Genomic DNA, 21,587 nt, shown 5'->3' with positions numbered 1-21,587 from the left:
TGGCGCCTTGGCGCCGTGCGAGTCAAGGTAGAAGTACCCCCTGTGCACTCATTGATGAGACAAGTGCTGTCAGTTACAACCGTGGCTGTTCGCTGTCCGATAACAGGTCTTGCCACCGGGCCCGCGCACCACGCCTTTTCCGTTTTCCGTCTTCGACTCGCCACCACGATTGGTTTGGGTCGTCCGGACACCGTTCTGGTTGGTTTGGGATGTCCAGGCGGTGCCTGTGCTCCGGTTATAGCCGCCCGCTGTTGCCCCGTTGCCACAGGCGGTTTCGCCACGCGAATTCGTCGCGCACTCCGCAAATGCGCTTGAACTGATCATTAAGCAAACCACTAGCAAAACCATCTTCATGGCGGTCTCCAAAGACTCTGCCAAAACGCACGCCGGCCCCTAAAGGAGTGTAGGTCGTATGGTCAACGAAGGCCAATGAAGCGACCGATGCAGGAGGTTAGCGAACAGAAGACTGGCAATTTCCAGTGGCATAGAGTGGTCATCGAACTGATTCATACGATCGTAAGAGGACAGATTACGTTCGCTCGGCGAGCCGATCGGGCCGCCGCCGATCAACGCTACAACCTTTCTTTATAAGCAGTACTGCTCATATCGATCTCGCGCACCCTGCCAACCTGCTAGAGGAAGCGCAGAGCCGGAGGCGCAGAGTGTGACCCTTCCCAGGCTCCCGTCACCACGCTGCCTTCGGCTACAGTTCGGCCATTCAATGCGCCCGGGTCAGTTGCCAAAGTCCACCGCCAGTGTTCCGGCGGATCAACAAATCAATCGTCGACCTTCGTGTCAGGACCACTTGCGCCGACCTTCTGTGATACGCCGAAATTGTCGACCAGGATGTGGAGACTGAGAAGGAGAATCCAGATCGGGAAAACAAGCACGATCCAATCGATATAGTGGCCGGCAACGAGCAGCGCGCACGCGGTGGCATATCCAGCAAACGCAATCCAGCGCGAAACAAAGCCTGTGCGAAGGGCAAGTGTACTGGTGCTCGCTGTGAATACTGCGGCCATTCGGACCGCGTAAATATTCATGGTTTCGTTGGCAAACTCGCGCGCGACAGTGAACGTGGCCGAGCCGGGAAGCCGATCGAACCCGATGCGATACGTGGCCACAATTCCACCGACGAACGCGGCAGCGGCGAACAGCATCGCCAGGAACAGGAGGCCACTCCCCATGAACACCGTAGCAAAGAAGCGATCCTCGCGATCGCCGAGGCGATCCCGCAGCACGCCAATGAACCAGAGAAAGGCAATGCCAGCAAACGGCACCATGTTGAGCGCAACAGCCACCTGACCTGAACTTTCTCGAAGCCACTGGCCCGCTTCCATTGGACCAACCGGAACAGAACGCCGCAACAGCAGAAGGCCGGTAATCAGTAAGACAGAAAACAGGATGCCGGCGACGGCAGCAGCGCGGGGGGCTCTCAGACTCCTGCGCGGGTCAATCCCCTGAAGTCGCCATGCCTTCTTTGAGGGTTTCATGTTCAGCGTCCTTCATACGCTGCCGCAATCTGAGTTGGCACAGCGTTCATGCCAGGGCAAACAGCGGCCTCGATCCAATGCGGCGCCGTGTATCAATTGTGAGCACTGCTGCCTGACGCCGGCAGGTTCTTCAGGATTGCCGCTGCAACGTCCCGGCTGACTATGCCCAACGCACGATCATGGGCGGCGACAAGCGCGTCGTAAGCCTGCCCTTGCACAGGCTCGCGCGCGACCGTGTGCCCGACGATGGGCGCCGCATTACCAGGAGACCAGATTGTCCACTGAGCATCGACAGTTGCCATGCCCGACAGCACCGAATCGAACTGCATGATGTCGACGCGCACGCGCCACGCAGGCAAGCCACCTGAATCCGATGCATACACGCTCACATGCTCGGAGCCAAGCAGCACCGCGAGGTCTCCGGCGATCGTCCGCTGGATGTTGCCTTTGAGCGGCTCCGCCCAGCGTTGAAACTCGTCAGGCCACACCTGGTTGTCGGCGAGACTGATGACGATCTGCGGTCGGTCAACCAGCGCCGGAATCGTGACCGGGTTGACCACAACAAAGAGCGGCACCGCAGTGCTCAAGACGGTGAGATTCGCGTCCGGCTTCAACCGGTAGAAACTGGACACCGGCGAACTGCTGCAGCCGCCCAGCAAGATGGCCAACAAGGCGACAATGAGGGATGCTGGTGCGCGGGTCACGGGCGGTGCTCCTGCTGCTTGCCGCGAATCAAAGCCTCCGGATGCCGCTCCAGATAATCGGCCAGCGTGCGGAAGGCCGTAGCTGTGCGCGACAGCTCCTGAATCATGTCCGTCGCGTTCTGCTGAAGGGCGGAATCCGGCTGCAATGCGTTGTTGGCGGAGTCGAGCGCGGTGTGCGCCGCGGCGAGCGTGCCCTGAGCCTGCGGGACGATCATGGTGTCGAGATCGTCGAGCAGCGTCTTCGCGCTCGCCAGTGTCGCTCGCGTGTTGTTGCCAATCGCTTGCATCGGGATCGTGTTTAGCTTCGCCACGAGTTGCGTGATGTTCTCCTGCAACCTCTGCAGGTTGCCGGGGATCGTTGGAAGTGTCGGTGGCGATGACGTCCAGTCGACGGTGGCTTTTGGCGCGTCCGGGAAGAAGTCGGCGGCCATGTATAGCTGCCCGGTCAGCAAATTGCCCGTTCTAAGCTGAAGACGCAGTCCCTTCGCAACGAGGCGATCCGCCAGTGCGTGCGGATCGTTGCTCACGCGGCCCCCGCCGTTCGTCTCATAGCGGGACGTGAACAGTTCCGGATAGAGATCTATTTCCACCGGAATGCTGAACTTCTCGGTCTTGGGATCAAAACGTGTATAGATCGCTGTCACTTCGCCCACGACAATGCCGCGGAAGTCTACCGGCGCCCCCACGATCAATCCCCTGACCGACTCAGTGAAGTCGGCAACGTACTTCACGACGATATGATAGTGCGCCTTCATCGCATCAGCCCGATCCGGAAACAGCGTGAAGGTCGATTCGTTCGCAGCGGCCGGCCCATCGAGCGCGCTCGGCGGCGACTCGAATGCCACGCCGCCAATCATGATCGACACGAGCGACTGCGTATTGACCTGGATGCCGCTCGAGCTGACTGCCACGTCGACACCGCTCGCATGCCAGAAGCGCGTGTCCGAAAGAACAAACTTGTCGTACGGCGCGTTGATGAAAACCCGCAGCGTCACACCGTGTCCATCAGGGTCGAGCTTGAAGCCGGATATCTGCCCGACCTGCAGCCGCCGGAAATAAACCGGTGTACCGACGTCGAGCGATCCCATATTCGTGCTTTTGAGGATGAATTCGCTCCCCGGCGCATTACTCGCGATCGCGGGCGGCACCTCCAGGCCGACGAAGTCGCGACGCTCTTTTTTCGATTTCCCAACGTCCATTTCAACGTAAGAGCCGGACAGGAGCGTCCCGATTCCGGACACCGTTCCGCCCGATATGCGCGGGCGCACCACCCAGAAACGCGTGCTGTCGACCAGCATGTCAGTCGCGTTTTTATTGATGTCGGCGGTCGCAACAATGCGCTCGTGGTCGGGCGTGAGCGTGACGGTCTTAACGAGTCCAATGTCGACGTTCTTGAACTTGATCTTCGTTTTTCCCGCTTCGAGACCATCTGCCGTAATGAAGCTGATCGTAATCGCGGGGCCCTTTTCGATCACTGCCTTGACGGCAAGCCACCCGCCAATCAGGACCGCGAGTATGGGGACGAGCCATACGACCTGCAGACGCCAGCGCGACCGCGGCGCCGCATCCGCGTTGGGAAAATCAGGCTTTTTCTCCGGCCCGGGCATGATCTCACTCCACTTCGTCCCAGATCAGACGTGGATCGAACGCCATCGCCGCAAACATCGTGAGCACCACAACAGCACCGAATGCGATTGCCGCATTACCGGCCTGAATCGTCGCAAGCGCCTGGAACTGCACGAGCGCGACAAGCATCGTGATCACGTAGATGTCGAGCATCGACCAGCGCCCCACGAACTCGACCATCCTGTAGATCCGTGTGCGCTCGGCGGCGTACCAGCGCGAGTGCATCTGTGTGGAGATCGTCAGGTAGCCAAGCGCCAGGATCTTGAGCATTGGCACAGCGATACTCGCGATGAACACAACGATAGCAAGCGGCCACGACCCCGATGTCCACAGGTAGACAACACCGGACAGGATCGTGTCGTTCTCGGTCCCGAAGAGCGAGTTCGTGTACATCACGGGCAGTACGTTCGCCGGGATGTACATCACCATCGCAGCGATCAGGTAGGCCCATGTGCGCGACAGGCTTGCAGGCTTGCGCAGGTGCATCGCAGCGCCACAGCGCGGACAATGGAGCGTGTGGGCGTCGACCTGTGCGCGTGCGAGCAGTCCGCAGTCGTGACAGAGGGCGAGACCACACCGAGCCGCAGTCACCGCCCCTTGCAGCGGCGCTTCGTCGAGATCCGGCTCCGCGTTCCTGTGCTCGACGACGGCGACGCGCGACCACAGGTTGCGCGTATCGAAGGCCGAGCCAGCCGCCGCCAGGACGAACATCAGGGTTCCGAACGACCACAGCGCCGGGCCCACGACCACGCCTGCGATCGCAGACAGCTTCACGAGCGCGACCAGCAAGCCGAGGATCAGCACTTCGGTCATTCCCCACGGCTGGCAAAGGTGGCACAACCGGAATATGGCTGGGCCGCCCCACGGCGCACGGTCAAACTTCAAGGGTATCAGTAGCCACAGCATGCTCACGGTCTGCAAAATCGGCATCAGGACCGTGGTCGCAAACACGAGGCCCGCAATTGGCCATTTTCCGTCGTGGTACAGCACGTTCACTGAGCCCAGCAACGTTGTCTCAACGACCGTCCCGCTCACCGACAGACCGACTATCGGGTACACGTTCGAAACCGCGAAAAGCACAACGGCGGCAAGAGAAAACGCGAGTGCGCGGTCGAGGCTGTTGGGAACCTCGCGGTACAACTGGGCCCGGCAACGCTTGCAGCGCAAGGCGCCCCCCTCCGGCACGGCCACCTCGCGCTGCAGGAGATCGCATTCGTGACAGGCCACGAGTTTCCCGTGAGTCATTGTGGCCCCTTCGTCCACACACTTCGTAATACGAATCAATATTTGGACTCACAACTTGCGGCACCGCGAAATTCATACCGTCGATAGAACGCTTGAACCTGACAATCGACGTTTTGTTCGGGCCATGACATTCCGACGTTTTCGCAAATAATACGTTTGCACAGCACTGCGAGCAGGCAATCCGGGTTTGATTCGATCCGCTAGATTCCTTACGAATTCCAAACGACTGTAGATATCTCTACGGCAGGCCTCCAGCTTTGAGGCACCGAGGTCCGCGTTCATGTCAACGGGAGCGGGGGTCAACAGGTCGCAAGCGGTGCGGAAATTGGCGCCGGCTCGCTCTTGCCAGTTGTCAGCGGATTGCGAGTCCACACGCCGCCGTGGCCACCTTTGGTCAAGTCTGCACACCACCGGGGTGAAGCACAATCGGACTTTGGTCCGATATTCAAGCACTTGATCAATGCCGTGCCTCCCTGGAGGCTGACCAAAGATCGTGGCGATCTCTTCGCCTGCCCATCTGTCACGGACTGACACGAGAAATCTTGGTTCCGCGTAGCGCTGTTCCGGCCATCAAGCCTTGCTGATTGAAAATCATTGCATAGACGTCCGACTTCGCTGTCTCGGTGTTGAGATTCTTGGCGGTTCCCTCATCGACCACGACTACCGTTGGTCCAACACCGACCTCGAATTCACCGCTTGTCTTCAGGCTATTCAGTGCGGCATCGGTCATGAAAAGCATGACGTACGCGTATTGCTGTGCGCCTGCCTGGAAGCCGTAAGACACCGAGGTCGTAGCGTAATACCCCGTGACCTTGCCACTCTCGATTAATTCGCCGCTTCCATGCGAAACGCCGGCAAGAAATCCTGCCCTTACCACACTCGGAAATATCAAAACTGCTTTCGCCTTGTGCGCCAGGGAGTCCATCTGTGGGTGGGTTGAGGCGAGGCTAGACAAAGCCGCACGGGAGTCCGCATCCAGGACACGTGTCGCGCTGTTGCCCTGCATCTGCGGCACGGCGCCCGACGTTTGAGCCGCGGTTGATGTCGGCGCGGCGCTGTTGCTCATGGAACCATCAGTCGTGCATGCCACGAGGATCGCCAATCCGGAAATTGCGGTCAGCGCTGGTACAATTTTTGACATGACGTACTCCAATTCAAATTAACAACCCACCAATGCACCGACTCCATTGCAACTCGCTTTTTGTATCGGAGAGTCGAGTGCGGTTCCAAATTCGATCCGTTGTCTTCTGCGATTGAAATCAGGTGCCAAGCGGTAACGCGCAAGGTAACTGTGCCGTCGCTGGTGACTTCATTGAGAAACGGAGGGATAGAAGATCGGTTGCTGAGCTGCTGCCGCAGATGCCAAAGATAGCCACGGCAGGACGCTCGATAGTCGAGCAATCGTATGCATGACCATGTCTTCCTTGAGCGCTTGTTGACGTTCTTGAAAGCGTGTTGGTTGCAGTCAACTCCAGGCTTTTCGCAATCCACGAAGGGTTGCCGACAGAGCGTCAAACCTGCACTCGGAAGACGCCAGAATCCAGCTTGGCACAAGCACGTCATCCAATCCATAGGTCTTTGGTCCCATCCCCGCTGAATGCCGGCATCGAACAGGGTGAAGGTGCCTGGCAGGCTACATGCACGTGAGGGAGACACCTATTGAGCGGCCTGCGAATTGCCGTGCGACCTGAGTAATGTGCTTCATGCGCGTGGACTGGCATTCGAAAACTTCTATCAGGATTTGCTCGAAATGAGCTGGTGTGCGGCCTTCCTCCCCGGAGCTGGCCAGACAAATAACAGGCGCTTCAAACAGGACACGCAACCGGTCTGGAGTATGTTATTCGTGCAAATCGCTGACAGAGCCGAACTCAGCGTGTCAATCTTGACGAAAAGCCGAAGGCCGGTCTAATTCGCAAAGCAGCCGGTAAAGCATGCAGGGCTGAATGGCGGGGGGTCGCTCAAACGTCGGTTACGCATGTTTGGGCCGTTGATGCCCTCTTCGATACTTTGGAATTCAAGCAGTCCAAATCAACAGCGACGGCAGTCGGTGCCGGATGCGGCGAAAGCATCGCGGACCACTGTTATGCATTGGGCCAACCTAGCTGCTGCGCTCGATGAAGCGAGGCTCGGACGACTGCCCGATGAAAAGGTGCGATGAGCGTAATGTAGGCTCGGCCCAGCGGACGATTGTAGAAAACGAGCGTCGTCACTGTGAGGCGGGATCGACTGTGCGATGACGGCTGCACGAGGACCGACACGCGGAAATCCAGATGCGTGTCATCCTCGCCGAGAACGATCTCGTTATCCGATCGTTCGAATACGTGAAACAGGCTGATCCTGTCCCCTCCTTTCTGCTTGAAGTCAACGGTTGTCTTCAAGCCGAGAGGCCGCACGAGCGTGTCCCGGATTCCCAGCAGCATCGCAATCCATGCGGGCTGGTCGGCAAAGACGTGTCGTGCCAGCGCCTCTACGTCGTAGCAGGCTCTTTCTGGCAGATCCACGGAGAACGCGTCCGCGAAATCGGCCCGGCCGTACGACGAACTCAACTGCGAGGCCGGCGGCAGATCAGACTGTTCGATTTTCGGATAGCTGTACATGTGCGATCACCAATAGGGGCTCGTGGGAAGGACATAAGAGCAGCGCGACGCTGCCGTCGGCCACCTGCGCCGCTCCCAACATATATCGCGAATCGTCAGTCGGCGGAAATGGCACCGCTGCGACGAGATCGCCCGCTTCGCCCATCCGGCCCCTGCGCCTTGGAGGCCACCAGGCGCCGTACCGACTTTTTTCTACTGCTATGCCGGCAAAAGACCAGCAATACGGTAGCTTTCAATTAACCCGTCATAGACGGCGATATCCCCGCGACTTCTGGCGATGAGTTGAGCGCCGGCGACGGCTGCGAAGATTGCTCGCGCGCGTCCCTCGCGCTCCTCGGCGCTGGCAATGGCCGTGGCGGATAACACCTTGCTCAACCACGCAACATTCACATCTGCAAAGGCTCGAACCTCTTTCGTCACCGCTTCCGGCAAGTCATCAGATTCGGCAGCCATGAAACTGCAGAGGCAGATCCGATTGCCGCTCTTCAGCGCGTTGCGAAACGTTTCTGGGTAGCGGCGCAGACAGTCGACCGGGTCTGCGGATTCGGCCAAAAGTGCATTCAGCGTGGCTTCCGAGTCCTCCCAATAGCGCCTCGCTACCGCTGCTCCGAGATCGGACTTGCTTGCGAAGTGATGGTAGATGCTCGCGGCCTTGATGCCGACAGCTTCCGCAAGATCACGAAAATTCAGGCCGTTGTAGCCGTGCGCTTGCGCAATCTTTGTGGCGGCCACCAGGATTCGTTCCCTCGAGCTCAAACCTGAATCGTTCTTCACTACGACCGCCTCCGCAAACTGGGATGACTGTTGACATCGCGAATTATACCCCTTATGTTAAACCTAACGAACGTTAGGTAGGGCAACTGGACATGCTCCCCCAATTCCTTCGATTTCGAGTACCCGCCACCCGTAGAGGTAAGCATGACATCAGGCATCGTTAATTCCGATTCAACCAAACTCCCGATCATGACGATTTACGATTTCCCCACGGGACCCTACCCAACACGCGTGCGTATCGCTTTGGCCGAAAAGAATCTGCAATCGCGTGTCGAGTTCGTCATGGTCGATCTCTACAGAGGGGAGCACAAACGGCCCGAATTCATCTCAGGGAAGAACTACTCAGGCACGCTGCCGGTCCTCGAACTCAATGACGGAACCTGCATCGCCGAATGCACCGCGATTACCGAATACCTCGATACGCTCGATGGTGCACCCACGCTGACCGGCAAAACACCGCTCGAGAAGGGCGTGATCCACATGATGAGCAAGCGCGCCGAACTGGAGTTGCTCGACGCCATCAGTGTCTATTTCCACCACGCCACGCCTGGACTCGGGCCCGAAGTCGAGCGCTATCAAAACGCCGAATGGGGGTTTCGTCAGCGCGACAAAGCCCTGAGGGGCATGCGGTACTTCAATGACGTCCTGAGAAAGCAGCCGTTTGTCGCCGGGGATGCGTTCTCGATGGCCGACATCACCGTCATCGGCGGCCTGGTCTTTGCGTCCATCGTGAAGCTGCCGGTGCCCGCAGAGTGCGAATCCCTTCTCGCCTGGTACGCAAGAATGCGCGAACGCCCGAGCGTCAAAAGCCAGCCGGCATTTACCTGAAGTCGCAGCTGTTTGTCTGCCTTCATTGATGAGCGACCAATCACGAAGTGCGTTGCCCGCCCCCCTCCGGGCGGACCGTTCCAGACCGCAGTCAATCAACGGCATATTTGCGGCGCCATAGCTCAGCGGGCGAAACCGGCCATGTGCGGTCGTTGGAACAGTGCTCACAGATCGGCGACAATCGGATCTTCTGGAAAGCTATTTTTTCAACTGCGTTGACGTCCTGTCCACTGAGTGCTTCAAGTGCAGCCAGATTCGCGAGACACATCGAACCAGTTCGCAACATCATGACCGCAAGAAGAAGCCTGGCGCTCATTCCGGCATGCGTGCTTGCCACTTCTCTGCACGGCCACGCGCAATGTGTCGACCTGGTCGCCAGTCTTGACGACGGTCAGTTGATGCAGTCGCGAATCGCGCTGGTCGACCGCGCCACGGCGACCGAGCCGATCCGCGTCCTCGCCTACATCTTCGAAATCGATCAGACCGGCGGCCTGCTGTTGCGTCATCTGGTCGAGGCCGCGCGCCGCGGCGTGTCGGTCAAGCTGCTGATCGACGGCATCGGCCCCGAGCCGCACTTCGCGTTCGAGAACGAACTCATCGTCGCCCTGCACGAGGTGGCTCCCGGCATCGAACTGCGCATCTTCCATCCACGATCAGATCTCATCGAGATTTCGCATCGCATGCACGACAAGCTGTTCCTGGTTGGCGACACGGCAGTGATCGGCAGTACCTCGATCTGGGATGCGAGCTTCCGCAACTGGCTCAGCGAGCGCGATCTGATCGTGTCGGGCAATGCCGGCCAGGACACTTCGTCCCTGCACGCCATGTATCAGCATTTCGCCTTGTTCTGGGATAGCCCGGAAGCGGTTCGCCCCGAGCCGGAAAAATTCCTCGAAATCGCCAGTCCTTATCGCACCTCGCAGGGTTACGCGACGCTGGACCCGGCGCGCATCCACTATTGGCGCGAATGGCTGCTGGCACCGCTCGACGGTGCAGCCCAAGCGACGGACCTGGCCGCTACCGATACACCAACGGCTTCCGATACGCCCGATGATCCCGCCGCCGCGCCCGCTTCCGGGGCGGATTTTGATCCTGCCTGGATGCCGATCGCCTGCGAGCGCCTACGCTATGTCCACGACTGGCCCGACAAGCGCTCGCCAGGCACGCTGCAGGACATGCTGCAAGCGTTCGATTTGGCGCAGCACGAGATCCTGATCATCAACCCCTACCTGATCCTGGTGCCGGAACTGCGCGAGGCGCTTGAGCGCAAGCAGCGCGAAGGTGTCCACGTGATCCTGGTGAGCGCCTCGCTGGCGAGCATCACGCAGGAATTCCCCGCAGTCGGTCGTGCCTATGCCGACGATCTGCCCGGCTTGGTGAATGCCGGGATCGAGGTGCGCGAGTATTCCGACCGTGACAGCCGCATGATGCACGCCAAGCTGGTCCTCATCGACAGCCATCGCTACTACCTCGGCAGCTTTAATTTCGATTCGCTGTCGGCCCGCTTGAATACCGAAAACGGCCTGTGGATAGATATCCCTGAGGACGGGCTCGATCCCTTGCAGGACAGCGTGGCGTACTACCTGCGCAACTCAAGCTCGGTGAGCGACGCCAATAGCCGCCTTCTGGCGGATCCCGATGCGCGCTGCCGGGCCGCCGGCTGCGGCGGTGCCTGGCGGTGGGTGACGATGCTGATCAGGAACTTCCTCTGAGCGCGGCGTGCCCTGGCGCTAAACTACGTGGCCAGTTCGTGTCGCCGTGCGCACCGTGTCGCTCAGTAGTCGGCCAGATTCGGCTACCGATTGGGGGGGTACCGTCCTGAATCCGTACACAGAGATTCGTCAGGCCGGAAGCCCGAGAATAAGACTTCGATAGCCAGAACATACGACTTGCCAGGCAAAGAAAGCAAAGAGCCCTGACAATCAAAAGCACCGATTTGACCGCGCCCGGATGGCTGCTTTCGCTCGTTGACGCGACAATCCTCGCCACGCTTTACGGACCGCGAAGGAACTACGCACAGAATCGGCGATTGCAGCACCTACTTCTCTTGCTGCCTGTCTATGTTCCATAGACTCAGGACGAAACGGATATTACCGGAGACACCAGGTTTGGCCGGATTCGAAAACGGGATCGTCACTTGGCTCGTCGAATTCGGCACGAGCGGCGGTATTGGAACGGTACCGCCGGACATCGTCGGTTCTGCTGCCCACTCGTATTGAACTGTCCAACCCGAAGTGACTGCGGTTGGCGGCACTATGTGGAGGATCAGTGTCTTGCGGAATAGATATCCGCCCTCGAAATGTTGAGCCAGCCACATGCGGCCATCGACTTCGTAGTCAGGGACCTTGATGCCGACGGTCACAGAATAGGCTAACGTCGGGTCGTTCGGGTTCAGTTTGGCGAGATTTGCAAGGAATACTGTAGACAGGTAAACAGAGGTATTCCCGCCCGAGTTCAGCCATTCTTCGTGAGTCAGGCAGGCAACCGAATCCTCCTCGGCCACTCGCCTCGTGAGATACCACGGTTTTCCGCGAGGCGACGCGAGCAGTTCAAACTGATAAAGCGCCTTGACCGGCTTGTTCGTTGCGACAACGTCAGACGGCAATTGAAGATTTGTTATATCCGCCCAGATATCAACACGAAAATCACCGAAAAGAAATCTTGTCAGATTTTGATAGGATTCCTCCCCATTCACAATTCCGAAATTCCCTGAATGTGACCGGTAAGTGAAGGCTTTGGCGCAGGGCCTGCCTGGCTCGCCTTTGGCATTCAAGCTGCGCAGGGTAGCGTTCTCGATACGCACAAGACCGTCGCTTCCATGGCCAGCGAAAGTCCTCGAAGCCCCCATCGCGACCTCATAGTCCGTACGATTAGTGCCGACCATACAAAACACGTTGTCAGGGTTGATACTTCCGGACGGGAGCCAGTCGACGCGTCCTGTCGCTGCGTAAGCACTTTTCACATTGAGGTATTCCGCCATTCTCTCGCGGTTGAAATTGTTTATGTCGTCCTTCGAAAGCCACCGTGGAACGTTTAATCCTAGTAGGTCGATGCCGTTGTGTGGTGTCGCATAGGTGAAGAACTTGGCGACATGGCGCCGCGGATCGTCGCTTATGTCATCTGGATCGTTTTGCAAAAATGCGCGGCAAACGAGTCCACCCATCGAGTGAGCGACAAGGTAGCATCTGAAGTCATTGATATTGGCCACCCCGCCGGACTCCAGTAGCTTCTCCCTAACCTTCCGAATAAGCTCCGAGAGCTGTTTCGCCGACGTTTCTATGCTGGGTACTACGCCTGTTCCCAGCAGCTGGGACGCGTCATCGTAGTAGCGAAATATCACTATGCATCGTGGCGGTAGACCTCGAACGCGGTTTGGCATCCAATCGGGGTCCACAATATCGTAGCCATCTGAGTAGACGGTGCCGTACTGAAAATCCGCTGTCAACCGCACTACCGGCGATTCGAATACGAACCGTCGTGGCGCACTGTTTGAATCCGACACCGCACGATATATCGTGGAGCCGACGTTGTAACCGCAAAACGGGTCAGCCGCGGTTTGGTCGATGTCCCCCTGCGTCATGGCATAGCCTCTGACGTAGATGATGGGATGGAACGGAGAATTTTGATTAGCCATTTCCGCCTCGAATGTGAAATGAACCTTCTTCAAGCAGGCGGTTAGCTGTCGCAGGTATCACCTCGCGCGCTGGCCTCACCTTCTTCATCAGAGCGGCGGCGAATAGCGTGCACATTCCTGGAACGAATGGTGCTGTGATTCCCCTTGCAATCCTGTTGCCTTGCCACACGGCGTCGACGCTCGTCTCGTCAGATCATTTAAAGCACGGGCGGCACGAAACTCAAACGGCGTCCGCTTGCGTATGTGCGCGACCGCACACAGGCACTCACCCAGTGTTTCTCATCGAGCCCCAGCTAGCTCCGGATTACCCCGCAACCGCTGCGCGACGAGCCCGTGCAGCACGAGGCTGCGCCGATGCTTGTCGAGCTTCAGGTGTGGGGGGCACTCTCCCGCAACGGCGGCCGCCGCAACGGCCTCGTTCATCGCTTCGACCGTCACGGGGCGACCGCGCACCACGGCCTCCACGCGCTGGACAAGTTCGTTGCGCGCAAGCGGCGGATATGCGGCTACCTCGTACACGCGGTAATTGGCAATCCTGATTGGTTGGATCGCACCAAAGCGTTTATTCTGGATGGCGTGGAAGCGGGCGCACTGACGTCCGTGATTGCCACGGCGTTTTCCTTGGAGCAAATCGCCATGGCGCACTGCTATCTGAAATCGAACGAGCCGTTCGGAAAGATTGTCGTTACGCTCTGAGCCTGGCGCCGGTAACGCGCCAGTTCACGATGTAGCCGCGGCACACTGGGCGCAGAGTCCGAAAACGACGAGGCTCGAATGTGTATAGCGAAAGCGCTGCGCCGCGGCAATGGCGGCGTGCTGCTCCTGCAGCGTGGGCTCGTCGATGTCGACCACGGTCTTGCAGCTCTCGCACACGAGGTGCGCGTGCGGCGCGCCACGGCCAAGCTCGTACACCACGCGCGTTTCGCCAACCCACGTGCTGTGGAGCAGGGACGATTCCATCAGCTGGGCAAGCGCGCGATACACGCTCGCGAGACTGCATTGCTCCACGTCTTTTGCAATGCGGCGAAAGACCTGGTCGGCGGTCAGATGCTCGTGCGGCGCATCATGAAACACCTTCAGCACGGCCACGCGGCTGGACGTCGGGCGCAGGCGCGCGCTCTTCAGTTCGGAGTAGACCGTTCTCATACGATGGTAACCACGTCGGCAAGGCCGACAGTGTCCCCCGGGAATGCTTAAGGCTTCCTTATGTCGGTGGCGTGGGCGGCACGCCGCGACTTCCTTTCACGCCGCTTTATGCTATGGCACCGTATAGATGGAAAAGCACGCTCTTGGCGATCATTGGACAGACGCACGTACGGGGCCCTCATGGCTGCCACACCCACGGTGATCTTCGGTGCGTTCGACCGGCACAACTTCGGCGATCTGCTGATCGCGCAGGTGGTGGCGCGCATGCTGCCTCGGCACGAACGGCTGTTCGCCGGGCTCGCCGCGCGAGACCCGCATGGCGATGGCGGCCCGCACACCGTCGCGCTCTCGCGTGTCGCCGCATTTGCGCGCGGCCGCGCCGTGAACGTGATTCACGCGGGCGGCGAGCTGCTGACCTGCAATGCGTGGGAAGCCGCTGTGATGCTCGCGCCGCCGCAACGCGTGCCAGCGCTCATTGCCGCGGAACGCGAATGGCTGCGCGACACTCGCGCGTGGGCGCAAAGGCATGTTGGCGTGGCGTCACTCGCGCCGTACGCGCTTTCAAAGTCGGCGTTGCCCAACGTGCGCGTGAATCATCTCTCGTTCAACGCAGTAGGCGGTGTCGACCTCGACGCACGCTACACGCAGTTGGGCGCCGACGTGCTCGCCGCGCTGCAATCCGCTGACACGGTGAGCGTGCGCGACTCTCGAACCCAGGCGCTGCTCGCGCAACGGGGCATCGAAGGTGCCCGCCTGATACCTGACCCCGCCACGATGACGGCTGTTTTGTTCGGCGCGACGATACGCCGGCACGCCGCAAACCTCGCGCTACGCGAAGCGTTCCCGCGCGACTATGCCGCCGTGCAATTCAGCGCCGACTTCGGCGATGATGCAACGCTCGATACGCTAGCCGCCCAGCTCGAACGCGTGGCGCAGGCGCACGACCTGGGTGTTGTGCTATTTCGCGCAGGCGCCGCTCCCTGGCACGATGAGCTCGAAGTGTATGAGCGGCTTGCGGTTCGACTGCGCGCCGCTCACGTTCGCGTGTTCGCTTCGCTGAACGTCTGGGACATTTGCGCGTTGATCGCTGGCAGCCGGATTTATTGCGGCAGCAGCCTGCACGGTCGTATCGTTGCGATGGCCTATGCGCTTCCGCGCGTCAATATCAGTCATCCTGATTATTCTTTTGGCCGAAGCAAACATGTGGCTTACGTGCAGACATGGGAAGCAGCGGGCATCCCCGGCGTTGTACACCCGGGGAACCTGGCCGATGCGGTTGCCCATGCGCTGGCGAGCGATTGCGACGCATTGCGCGAAACCGCATCGGCGCTCGTGCGGCGGTATCGGAAGGAGTTCGAAGCCGTCGTTGCGGGCTGAGCGCGCCCGGGCACTCAGCCCGGCGGCGGCCCCGGAAACGGTTCGACCGCCTGCGGTTGCGCATCGGGATCGACCACGGCATTCACGCGTGCGCGAAAACCATTGACGCGACCCTCAAAGGCAAACGGGCTCGCACTAGCGATCATCGCTGCGCCGGACTGATTGACGAAAACCGGGTCTTCACCCTGCGTGGTGCGCTGGATCGCGTGCTCGCGATACGGATCGAGTTGCATCAACGTCACCATCAGCGGCTCGGGAAAGAACACCTGGCCGACATGCGAAACATGCGACGCGCTTGCCGTGCGGACCTTGAAATGAATGTGATTGGTGCGCCCAGGATAGTTGCCCGGCACGATAGTCTGGAACGTGACAACGCCCGCGCGATCGGTATGCTGAATGCCGCGCAGAAAAGTCTCGCGGTCAGTGGGCCGCGGCGCGGGCGGCGGACCGGCGCGCCAGTCCGCGGGTGGGCGGCCGGGTGCCTTGGGATCGAAATCGGGCGGCGGCGAGAGTGCCATTTTCGTGTAGCCCGAGTAAGCGCCCATTGCGTCGCATTGCCATATGTCGACCGCGGCGCCCACGAGCGGCGCGCACGTTCTTGCGTCGGCGAGCACGATGTCGAGCGTCAACGGCACACCCGGCTTGCCCTCCCGGACGTCCGTGCGCACAAGATCTCCGTCGATCCAATAAGGGCCGACTTCCTGCTCGGGCGTGAGGCGGCAAGGCGGGGCGCTCGCCAAAGCGGCGGGGCTCGCTTCGAGCGTCGCGGCGCTCGTGCCGAGCGCGATCGTCAGTTTGATGAATTCCCGGCGTGACAGGCGTGATGTCATTGATGTGCTGCATTGCGCGTGATGGCGGGACTCTACCCGACCCGGCGCGCATGACGATTACATTTCTATTACGCCTTATTTCGCGCCGGCAGGCGTATTTGTCCTGATTGCCCCGATTTGACCGGCTGTGCAGAAATGCGCATGGAAACCGTCGCGAATGGTCAAGACGAAGCGATATTGGCTTCCTATAGTCGCTTTCAGCGTTTCGCCCCGGCGCTCGTCGTGCGGGGCGGTTCGATCGATACCACGCCTTTCTGGAGGAGCCCAACCCGTAGTCGACGCGAACAAGAGAGTCGTGAACCGGCCGCCGCCCCGACCGCGCAAGGCGCGAAAAGCGGGGGAGCCCGGCCGGTATGCACGCCACAGCAGTGAACCCATGCTTGCCGACAAAGGAAATAACATGCGTTTTGCGAAGACTCTTACCCCTATCGCAGTTGCCGTTGGAGCACTTCTCGCTGTTGCACCGCTCGCCTCGCGCGCGGATACCGTTGTCAAAATCGGCTTTGCCGCGCCGCTCACCGGGCCGAACGCCAGTTACGGCAAAGACCTGGAAAACGGCGTGAAAATGGCCCTCGACGACGCCAAGGCACAAGGCGTCAAAATCAACGGCCAGCCCGTCTCGTTCGAGCTTGTCGCCGAAGATGATCAGGCCGACCCGCGTGTGGGCGTGCAAGTCGCGCAAAAGCTCGTGGACGAAGGCGTTTCGGTCGTTGTCGGCCACTTCAACTCGGGCACGACCATTCCCGCTTCCGAGCTGTACGAAAAGGCGGGCCTGCCCGACATCGATCCGGCCGCCACGAACCCGGTCATCAGCGGCCGCGGCTTCAAGAACATCTTCATGGTGATTTCGAGCGACGCGCAAAACGCTGGCACCGCGGGCGCCTATGCGGTCACGACGACCAAGGCCAAGCGCATCGCCGTGATCGACGACCGCACGGCCTTCGGCCAGGGCGAAGCGGACGAATTCGTGAAGGCCGTGAAAGCGCACGGCGGCGACATCGTCGACCGCGAGTACACGACGAACCAGGCGACGGACTTCAAGACGCAGCTCACGAACATCAAGAGCAAAAACCCCGATCTGATTTTCGTCGGCGCCCTCAATCCGCAGGCGGCCGGCATCATGAAGCAGATGGCCCAGCTCGGCATCAAGGCGCAGTACGTGGGCGGCGGCGGCGTGAAGGATGTGGACTTCGTGAAGCTCGCGGGCGATGTGTCGGAAGGCGCCATGGCGTGGGAATACGGCCGTCCGCTCGACAGCACGCCGGTCGGCGCGAAGTTCGCCGACCGCTTCAAGCAGAAGTATGGCGTGGACGTGCTCTCGTACGCGCCGTTCGGCTACGACGCGGCGTGGGCCGCCATCAAGGCGATGCAGGCGGCCAATTCGACGAAGCCCGACGACTATCGCCCGAAGCTGCAAAGCATCAGCTTCGACGGCATTACCGGCCATATCGAGTTCAACCCGAATGGCTCGCTCAAGAACGGTTCGTCTACCGTGTATCAGGTGAAGAACGGCCAGTGGGTGACGGTCAAGACGGTCAGCGGCCTCTGATCGCCCACGTGGGTCCGCCGCTTCCGGGCGGGCCCGCCCTTCAACCATCGAGCTTCAACCGTCGGTCGAAACCGTCACACTCTCCCAGGTGCGGATTTCGTCTTCCAGCGCCGCCAATTTGGACCTGACGAGCCCCAGTGCATCGCTGCCGAGCAGGAGATGCCTGGGAGGGTGGTCCGCTTCGATGGCGGCGAGCATCGCGCGCGCCGCTTTCTGCGGGTCCCCAAGCTGCTTGCCGCTCTTTTCCTCGCGCGCCTGGCGGACCGGGTCGAAAATCGCGTCGTAAGCCGCGATCGAACGCGGCGTTCGCCTCATCGAGCGCCCGGCCCAGTCGGTGCGAAACGAGCCAGGCGCAACGGCCGTCACCGCAATGCCGAATGGCTCGACCTCTTTGCCGAGCGCTTCCGAAATGCCCTCTAGCGCGAATTTGCTGCCGCAGTAGTAACTAATGCCCGGCATGGTGATATAGCCGCCCATCGACGTGATATTCAGAACGTGGCCGCGCCCGCGCTCGCGCATGAAAGGCAGAACCGCCTTCATCATGGCGACCGCGCCGAACACATTCACGTCGAACTGCCTGCGCATTTCCGATAACGGCGACTCCTCCATGACGCCTTCGTGACCGTATCCGGCGTTGTTGACCAGAACGTCCACGGGGCCCACGCTCGCCTCGATTTCCGCCACGACGCCGTCGATGGCATCGAACTCGGTCACGTCGAGCACGCGCGCGAACACGCGAGACGCCGAAAGCGATTCGACATCGCGCTTCGCCTGCTCGCTCCTCACCGTACCGACGACAGTGTGACCGGCCGCCAGTGCTTCTTGCGCCAGCGCGCGGCCAAAGCCGCTGCTCACGCCCGTAATCAGCAGAATTTTGGTGGATGCCATTGAAGGTGCTCCCGAACGGTGTCTGAAAAGTTCATACTAGTCTGAACGGGGCGGCGCGATCAGCCCAATTCCGGTCATTTTCTTGCCTAAAACTATGAACACGAAGCGGGACTCATCCAACCATTCCGGGCGCTCGTCACGAAGCCAGAAGCGCATGATCGCGTTGCTTCACGCGCTGGCGCCCGACGAGGGCTACAACCTCACGGCGCTGCCGAGCGTGCGCATTCTGCGCTCGAACCGGCCGCTCTCACGCACGCCGGTGCTCTACGACCCCGGCGTCGTGATCGTGTGTCAGGGGCGCAAGCGAGGCTATTTCGGCGGCCAGTGCTATCTCTACGACGAGCATCATTACCTCGCTGTGTCCGTGCCCGTTCCATTCAGTATGGAGACCGAAGCAACTGAGGAACACCCGCTGCTCGCGCTGTACCTCCACCTCGATTTCGCCCTCGCCGCCGAACTGGCGGCGCAGATCGATCGCGAAGGCATCAAGGAACCCGTGCAGGCGCCGCAAAGCATGATGTCGACGCCGATGGATGACACGATGCAGATGTCCGTGCTGCGCCTGCTCGAGGCAATGCATCGGCCTCTCGAAGCCGCCGTGCTGGGCCAGGGCTTGCTGCGCGAACTGTATTTCCGCGTGCTTACAGGCGCGCAGGGAAGCTCCATGCGCGAGGCTTTGGCGATGAAAGGTCAGTTCGGCCGAATAGGGAAGTCGTTGCGCCTCATTCACGCCGGCTACGCGCGGCCATTGGACGTCATGCAACTGGCCGAGGAAGCGGGGATGAGCGTGCCGAGTTTTCACAGCCACTTCAAGGCGATCACCCAGGTCTCGCCCATGCAGTACGTGAAATCCACGCGGCTGCATCAGGCTCGCCTGTTGATGGTCCGCCAGGACCTGAGCGCGGAGGCAGCGGGCCACGCTGTGGGCTACACGAGCCCGTCGCAGTTCAGCAGGGAGTTCAAGCGGCTTTTTGGTTTGACGCCGGCAGCCGAAGCCAAGCGCATGCGCGCAAGCTTTGCCATTCCGGCGCCGTTCGCCGACGCGACTTACGTTGCGTCGCACTGACTCTGATCGGTGTCCTCAAACGGGATTGCCGCTGCGCGGTGATCGCGCGACACGCGATGCATCATCAGCAATCCTTACATACAAATTACACGAAATATACCGGGTCGATACGGCCAAAGCCAGAACCCGATATCACTGGGCTCGCGCATGCGTGCCGCACTGTATAGCCGAATCGGCGCACAATAGCTTCAGTCGAATTTGTCTGCTTTCCGGAACGCGACCGGCCCCACACCCGGCCCCAAACGCTGTCACGCTACGATCACCATGCTCGAGCGGCGCATCAACCCGAAAGTCATCACATGGACGGCTTGCTGATCGGACCGGCAACACGCAGGCAGGCGCTCTTCGCCAGCGTATGCGCATTGGCGATTCTCCTCACGCTCGCGCTCGCGGCGCCGCGTGCGCGCGAAGCCTTGCCCGGCATCGCCCCGTTCATGCCGATGTGCGCGCTCACGGTGTTCACCACGTCGAGCATCGCGGCTTTCCTGCTGGGCGCACGTTTCGCGGCTACGCGCGTGGCCATGCTCGCTGCGCTGGGCGGCGCTTATGCGTTCACGGCTATTACCGTCGCGCTGCAGTTGCTAATGTTTCCTGGCGTGTTCGCACGCACGGGCCTGCTCGGCGCGCTGCCGTATAGCGCCGCATGGATGTGGGTGTTCTGGCACGCCGGCTTTCCCGCGCTCGTCATCGTGGCCGAACTCGTGCGCAAGCGCCTGCCCGCCCCGCCGTTCGCCCGCGAACGTCTCGAAGCCCGCGGCTGGCTGCTGATCGCCGCGCCCGCAGCGGTCGCCGCCCTGCTGGGCGTGCTCGTCACGCACGTCGATCTCGCATCGCCGTTTTACGACGATGCGAGCGCCGCGCCGGCTTCGGCCATCGCGAACAATCTCGCGGGCCTCGCGATCTGCGCGCTCAACCTGGCCGCCATTGCGATCGTGTTGCTCAAAGGCCGGCTGCGCCTCGTACTCGATTTGTGGATCGTGGTGGCGTTGCTCGCCTCACTCGTCGACGCCGCGCTCAATACGCTCAGCATCGAGCGCTTCACGGTGGGCTGGTATGTCGCGCGCGTGTTCAGTATGTTCGCGCCTGGCGTGCTCGTGTGCGTGCTGGTATGGGAAGTGACAGCGCTCTATCGCCAGCTCTCCGAAGAACACGCCACGCTGATCCGCGCTTCCGCGCGCGATGCGCTCACGCGCGTCTACAACCGCAGCTATTTCGACGAACAGTTCCGCGAAGCGTTCGAGCGCGCCGCGCGCAGCGGCCGGCCGCTCTCGCTCGTGATGCTCGACGTCGATCACTTCAAGCACTACAACGACGCCTTCGGCCATCTGCACGGCGACGCCTGCCTCGGCGCCGTGGCGGGCGCGCTCGCAAGCACGCTTGCCAGCACACTTGCCAGCACACTGCGCGAGCCGGGCGGCTTCGTCGCGCGCTATGGCGGCGAAGAATTCGCGCTGGTGCTGCCCGATACCGGCGCAGATGAAGCCGCGGCGCTTGCCGAACGCGCGCGCGCCGCCGTCGAGCAGCTCGGCATCCCCTCTCCCGCCGCAGGCGGCCTCGTCACGGTGAGCGCGGGCTGCGCCACCCGCGACGCAATCGTTGCGTCGTCCCCCAATGCGCTCATCGAAGCCGCCGATGCCGCGCTATATGCCGCCAAACACGCCGGCCGCAACCGCGTGAGCCACGCAGGCGCGAGCGTCGCCTGAAACGTTGCCTGCTGCGTTGGCGTTAGTGCCATTGCCTGAAACACCGTTGCGATAAGCACAACGCATTTGGGTTTCAACCAGGTGCTTCCACGTCGCGGCATCAATAAAGTGCGTGCTATGGCCTGTT

At 60.7% G+C, this 21,587-nt stretch carries 19 protein-coding genes; 7 read left to right on the top strand and 12 right to left on the bottom strand.

Annotation, left to right across the window (positions count from 1 at the left end):
* Positions 1-69: 69 nt before the first annotated feature.
* The 8 genes from U5A58_RS04155 to U5A58_RS04120 form a co-directional block, all read right to left on the bottom strand.
* On the bottom strand, positions 70-354 hold the full coding sequence (locus tag U5A58_RS04155; protein ID WP_321960408.1) for a hypothetical protein: 285 nt from the start codon (positions 352-354) through the stop codon (positions 70-72).
* Between the two features lie 422 nt (positions 355-776).
* Positions 777-1,493, bottom strand: coding sequence for a hypothetical protein (locus U5A58_RS04150; RefSeq protein ID WP_321960407.1), 717 nt, complete (start codon positions 1,491-1,493; stop codon positions 777-779).
* Positions 1,494-1,585: 92 nt separating this feature from the next.
* Positions 1,586-2,197: a PqiC family protein gene (locus tag U5A58_RS04145; protein ID WP_321960406.1), complete on the bottom strand. Its 612-nt coding sequence runs from the start codon at positions 2,195-2,197 to the stop codon at positions 1,586-1,588.
* Complete coding sequence (locus tag U5A58_RS04140; protein ID WP_321960405.1) at positions 2,194-3,804, bottom strand: intermembrane transport protein PqiB; 1,611 nt, start codon at positions 3,802-3,804, stop codon at positions 2,194-2,196. Before U5A58_RS04140 ends, U5A58_RS04145 begins: the two co-directional genes overlap by 4 nt.
* Positions 3,805-3,808: 4 nt before the next feature.
* The gene (locus tag U5A58_RS04135) at positions 3,809-5,068 is read right to left on the bottom strand and encodes a paraquat-inducible protein A (protein ID WP_321960404.1); all 1,260 of its coding nucleotides are present in this window, start codon (positions 5,066-5,068) and stop codon (positions 3,809-3,811) included.
* Positions 5,069-5,588: 520 nt separating this feature from the next.
* Positions 5,589-6,209, bottom strand: coding sequence for a lipid-binding SYLF domain-containing protein (locus tag U5A58_RS04130; RefSeq protein ID WP_321960403.1), 621 nt, complete (start codon positions 6,207-6,209; stop codon positions 5,589-5,591).
* Positions 6,210-7,149: 940 nt separating this feature from the next.
* The gene (locus tag U5A58_RS04125) at positions 7,150-7,665 is read right to left on the bottom strand and encodes a DUF2867 domain-containing protein (RefSeq protein ID WP_321960402.1); all 516 of its coding nucleotides are present in this window, start codon (positions 7,663-7,665) and stop codon (positions 7,150-7,152) included.
* 198 nt (positions 7,666-7,863) lie between these two features.
* Positions 7,864-8,439 carry a TetR/AcrR family transcriptional regulator gene (locus U5A58_RS04120; protein WP_321960401.1) on the bottom strand — a complete coding sequence of 192 codons (576 nt, stop codon included), beginning with the start codon at positions 8,437-8,439 and terminating at the stop codon, positions 7,864-7,866.
* A 144-nt stretch (positions 8,440-8,583) separates the two neighbouring features.
* Between U5A58_RS04120 and U5A58_RS04115 the strand changes: the two genes are divergently transcribed.
* Positions 8,584-9,267 (top strand): glutathione S-transferase, encoded by a 684-nt coding sequence (locus tag U5A58_RS04115; protein ID WP_321960400.1) that lies wholly within the window; start codon positions 8,584-8,586, stop codon positions 9,265-9,267.
* Between the two features lie 287 nt (positions 9,268-9,554).
* Positions 9,555-10,979, top strand: a complete 1,425-nt coding sequence (locus tag U5A58_RS04110; RefSeq protein ID WP_321960399.1) for a phosphatidylserine/phosphatidylglycerophosphate/cardiolipin synthase family protein — start codon at positions 9,555-9,557, stop codon at positions 10,977-10,979.
* Positions 10,980-11,305: 326 nt separating this feature from the next.
* Here the strand turns inward: U5A58_RS04110 and U5A58_RS04105 are convergent, their stop codons facing one another.
* Positions 11,306-12,934 carry a hypothetical protein gene (locus tag U5A58_RS04105; RefSeq protein WP_321960398.1) on the bottom strand — a complete coding sequence of 543 codons (1,629 nt, stop codon included), beginning with the start codon at positions 12,932-12,934 and terminating at the stop codon, positions 11,306-11,308.
* Between the two features lie 321 nt (positions 12,935-13,255).
* On the opposite strand from U5A58_RS04105, the gene U5A58_RS04100 reads away from it, so the two are divergent.
* The gene (locus tag U5A58_RS04100; RefSeq protein WP_321960397.1) at positions 13,256-13,597 is read left to right on the top strand and encodes a zinc-binding dehydrogenase; all 342 of its coding nucleotides are present in this window, start codon (positions 13,256-13,258) and stop codon (positions 13,595-13,597) included.
* Positions 13,598-13,621: 24 nt separating this feature from the next.
* Here U5A58_RS04100 and U5A58_RS04095 read toward each other — a convergent pair whose 3' ends face one another.
* Positions 13,622-14,047 carry a Fur family transcriptional regulator gene (locus U5A58_RS04095; protein WP_321960396.1) on the bottom strand — a complete coding sequence of 142 codons (426 nt, stop codon included), beginning with the start codon at positions 14,045-14,047 and terminating at the stop codon, positions 13,622-13,624.
* A 180-nt stretch (positions 14,048-14,227) separates the two neighbouring features.
* On the opposite strand from U5A58_RS04095, the gene U5A58_RS04090 reads away from it, so the two are divergent.
* The gene (locus U5A58_RS04090) at positions 14,228-15,424 is read left to right on the top strand and encodes a polysaccharide pyruvyl transferase family protein (protein WP_321960395.1); all 1,197 of its coding nucleotides are present in this window, start codon (positions 14,228-14,230) and stop codon (positions 15,422-15,424) included.
* Between the two features lie 14 nt (positions 15,425-15,438).
* Here the strand turns inward: U5A58_RS04090 and U5A58_RS04085 are convergent, their stop codons facing one another.
* Complete coding sequence (locus U5A58_RS04085; protein ID WP_321960394.1) at positions 15,439-16,254, bottom strand: intradiol ring-cleavage dioxygenase; 816 nt, start codon at positions 16,252-16,254, stop codon at positions 15,439-15,441.
* A 400-nt stretch (positions 16,255-16,654) separates the two neighbouring features.
* On the opposite strand from U5A58_RS04085, the gene U5A58_RS04080 reads away from it, so the two are divergent.
* Positions 16,655-17,803, top strand: a complete 1,149-nt coding sequence (locus U5A58_RS04080; protein WP_321908198.1) for a branched-chain amino acid ABC transporter substrate-binding protein — start codon at positions 16,655-16,657, stop codon at positions 17,801-17,803.
* A 54-nt stretch (positions 17,804-17,857) separates the two neighbouring features.
* On the opposite strand, the gene U5A58_RS04075 is transcribed toward U5A58_RS04080, so the two are convergent.
* Positions 17,858-18,691: an oxidoreductase gene (locus U5A58_RS04075; RefSeq protein WP_321960393.1), complete on the bottom strand. Its 834-nt coding sequence runs from the start codon at positions 18,689-18,691 to the stop codon at positions 17,858-17,860.
* 94 nt (positions 18,692-18,785) lie between these two features.
* Between U5A58_RS04075 and U5A58_RS04070 the strand changes: the two genes are divergently transcribed.
* The gene (locus U5A58_RS04070; protein WP_321960392.1) at positions 18,786-19,757 is read left to right on the top strand and encodes an AraC family transcriptional regulator; all 972 of its coding nucleotides are present in this window, start codon (positions 18,786-18,788) and stop codon (positions 19,755-19,757) included.
* A gap of 299 nt (positions 19,758-20,056) precedes the next feature.
* Positions 20,057-21,460: a GGDEF domain-containing protein gene (locus U5A58_RS04065; protein ID WP_321960391.1), complete on the top strand. Its 1,404-nt coding sequence runs from the start codon at positions 20,057-20,059 to the stop codon at positions 21,458-21,460.
* The last annotated feature ends 127 nt before the right edge of the window (positions 21,461-21,587 follow it).

The sequence above is a fragment of the Paraburkholderia sp. J7 genome (assembly GCF_905220155.1).
Lineage (GTDB): Bacteria > Pseudomonadota > Gammaproteobacteria > Burkholderiales > Burkholderiaceae > Paraburkholderia.
The sequence above is the reverse complement of the archived record's forward strand: the minus strand, read 5'-3'. Positions and strand labels throughout refer to the sequence as shown.